Source organism: Corynebacterium sp. HMSC076D02 (assembly GCF_001813815.1).
GTDB lineage: Bacteria > Actinomycetota > Actinomycetes > Mycobacteriales > Mycobacteriaceae > Corynebacterium > Corynebacterium simulans.
Window position 1 is genome coordinate 1 of the sequence record NZ_KV814049.1, and the last position, 1,468, is coordinate 1,468.

Here is a 1,468-nt window from a genome sequence, read left to right on the forward strand (position 1 = left end):
CAGAGGGTGGAATCTCTGCAGAATTCTCCATCGATGCTCCGGAGCCATACCTACCGGGCCGTGACTACGACCTGGGCGACACCATTGGCGTCACCGCTTGGGGAGTCGTATGGGCAGCCTACGTCTCTGGCCTGACATGGACCTCGAAACCGGGCGAGCAGGTGGGCTGGACTATCCGGATCGGCGATTATTCCTCACTGTCATCGCCGGGCGAGTTGTACCAGCAAAACAAGGAAAATATTCGCGCCGTAATTGGTCGACTATCAGTAACGAAAGGATCCTAACCCATGGATTACAAATACGTCGTTCCCACATCAGCGCCAGAAAGCGAGCACCCTTATGCTGGCCTATTCCTCGGGGTTGTTCCCGAGGGGCGGGAATCGACTGTGGCGCGCCATATCTTCGACCAACTCGGTGCACGCATACAATTCCCAGATACTACTGAGGTATCTACCGGGTGGGCTGTTGGCGTATCAACGCTCGAAGAGCGTCACCGGGTCGAGGTTGGCGACGCTGTTGAATACGTCATCCCCGGGGCTGAGAATTCAGCAGTGCGTATCGTGAGTGGCCATCTCCCACCTGGCGTGCAGCTTAATAAGCATGACGGAACGCTGGCGGGTGAATTCACTAAGCCTGGACTATTTGATGTGACATTCGCTATCGGCCCAGCGATCAAGCTTGATCCACTTGGAGGTCTGGGCACACCAGGCGAACCGGTCGCATGGATTGACATTGACTCACCTCGGGCCAAAGCTAAATCTCACGCAACTCTCCCGCAATCCCTTGAGTCGCTATCTGCCCTCGAGCTATCTCAGCTTGCAGCCGAAGCCATGAGACTCGAACGGCTGAAATCTGTAGAGGAGATCGACAATGGGAATTGATCCAAGAAAAACAGCCACCGGAGTAGAAACCAACTACCGCACCGACGGTAGCGACGCCGCCAAAGAAATAGCAACAGACGCGGAACAAACAGGCAGCGAAGCTAGCAAAGCCCTCGATGAGATTAGAGCCACTTCTGAGTCAGCAAACACGGGGATGGTTGAGCTATCTAAGCGTGTCGATGCGTTGGAGTCTGCCCCGGGGCCGGACTTGTCAGGGTACGTAACGCTCAATGCTCTAGAAACACTCCCGTTGCTTTTGCATTGGGATGGTACGGGAACGAAACCTCAGCTTAAACCGGGCTGGGGTCTTTTTAATACCTCGACGGGGAAGATGGAGGAATAATCGATGGCGTTAACGCTTACTGGAAATATCAAAGACATCACAAGCAAGCCGGTAGAGGAATTAACACAGGTAGTGGTTAAAGCACCAGTGCCGGTTATTGGCACTGCGGCGTCGATCGTCTCTACTGCGCCACGCAGTGTAGACCTGAGCTCAGACGGCGCGTTTAGCGTGAATGTTGAGCCAGGCAAGGGATGGTTGTATGTGGAATCGGCTGGCTGGTCTGACTCTATCCCTTTCATTGCCG

The 1,468-nt window shown here is 54.5% G+C and carries 2 protein-coding genes and 1 pseudogene; all 3 read left to right on the forward strand.

Annotated elements, in window-relative coordinates; all coding sequences use genetic code 11:
* Positions 1 to 284, forward strand: a pseudogene (locus HMPREF2935_RS13220) (hypothetical protein); the annotation flags it as partial.
* A gap of 3 nt (positions 285 to 287) precedes the next feature.
* On the forward strand, positions 288 to 881 hold the full coding sequence (locus HMPREF2935_RS07185) for a hypothetical protein (protein ID WP_070732589.1): 594 nt from the start codon (positions 288 to 290) through the stop codon (positions 879 to 881).
* A complete protein-coding gene (locus HMPREF2935_RS07190) occupies positions 871 to 1,224 on the forward strand; it encodes a hypothetical protein (RefSeq protein ID WP_070732591.1) in 354 nt (117 codons plus the stop codon). Before HMPREF2935_RS07185 ends, HMPREF2935_RS07190 begins: the two co-directional genes overlap by 11 nt.
* Positions 1,225 to 1,468: the final 244 nt, after the last annotated feature.